This window comes from Microbacterium umsixpiens (assembly GCF_053543675.1).
The window spans coordinates 2,243-3,567 of record NZ_JBLVOH010000173.1 but is presented as its reverse complement, the minus strand read 5'-3'; the positions used below and the strand labels follow the sequence as shown (position 1 = coordinate 3,567).

The following is a 1,325-nucleotide window of genomic DNA, read 5'->3' as shown; positions in this document are numbered from 1 at the left end:
CCTGATCATCTCGATCCTCCAGCCGACGATCTCGCGCCTCCGGTGGCTGAACCTCGGAGCATCGGCGATGCTCATGGCCTACAACCTGATGCTCGGCAGCGCGCCCATGGTCGCGCTCAACATCACCCTGATCGCGATCAACTGCTGGTACCTGTTCGTCTACATGCGTTCCGCCCGTGCCGCACGGGCGGAACCGGTGGTCGCGGACGGGCTCAGTGAAGCGTCCGAACGGCCTGTGAGCCGCTAGGACATGACAGAAAGCATGGATATGGAACGACTGATCATTGACACCGACCCCGGGATCGACGACGCGGGAGCGCTGTTCTGGGCGCTCGCCTCGGACGCCTTCCACATCGAGGCGCTGACCACGGTGTTCGGCAACGTCGATGTCGACACCGCCACGGCGAACGCCCGCAAGATCGCGGCGCTCGCCGGTCGTCCCGACCTGCCCATCTGGAAGGGTGCGAGTCGGCCGCTGGTCGGTGAGCCGAACTTCGCGGAGCACATCCACCGACCCGGTGGCGTGGGCTACTGGGAGTACCCGGACCCGGATCCCGATGCCGACGTCGAATCCGATGCCGTGCGTCGGATGATCGAGACGGTCATGGCGGCACCGGGCGAGGTGACCATCATGGCGCTCGCTCCGCTCACGAACGTCGCGCTGGCGATCAAGCTGGAGCCGGAGTTCGCGCGCTCGGTGCGTCGCATCATCTACATGGGTGGGGCGGCCCTCACCTGGGGGAACGTGACGCCGGTCGCGAGTGCGAACATCTACAACGACCCCGAGGCCGCCGAGATCGTCATCCAGTCCGGCGCTCCGCTCACGCAGGTCGGTCTGGATGTGTCCCGCAGCTTCTCGCTCTCGCCCGATCACATCCGCACCCTCTGGGAGTCGCGCTCGCCGATGGGTGTGGCGCTCTGCGAGATGATCGGCTACCCCGACCGTCAGGACGACCGCGACGACATGCCGGAGTGGAAGACCGAGGGCATGCACCTCAACGACGTGCCCTGCGTCGCCTATGCGCTCAACCCCGAGTGGTTCACGGTGCGGCGGCTGCGTGTGGACGTGGAACTGAACGGCACGCACACCCGCGGTCAGACGGTCGTGCAGATGATCGACCGGTGGCAGGGAGTGCCGAACGTCGACGTGCTCTTCGACATCGACGCGCAGGCGGTCGCCGATGCGCTGACGGCCTCGGTGACCGCATTCGGAACCGCCGTCGACTGACCGGCGTCCCTCGAACGGCCTCACCCTCGGAATCGGGGGTGGGGCCGTTTTCGCGTGTGTGGGGGGCGATGCTGACGGTGACGCATCGTCAGCTCTA

1 protein-coding gene and 1 pseudogene are annotated in these 1,325 nt (G+C 66.6%); both read left to right on the top strand.

Annotated features, from left to right (window positions below):
• Positions 1-247 (top strand): annotated as a pseudogene (locus tag ACNPM4_RS16660) (hypothetical protein); the annotation flags it as partial.
• Between the two features lie 21 nt (positions 248-268).
• On the top strand, positions 269-1,228 hold the full coding sequence (locus ACNPM4_RS16655) for a nucleoside hydrolase (protein WP_167381572.1): 960 nt from the start codon (positions 269-271) through the stop codon (positions 1,226-1,228).
• Positions 1,229-1,325 lie beyond the last annotated feature (97 nt).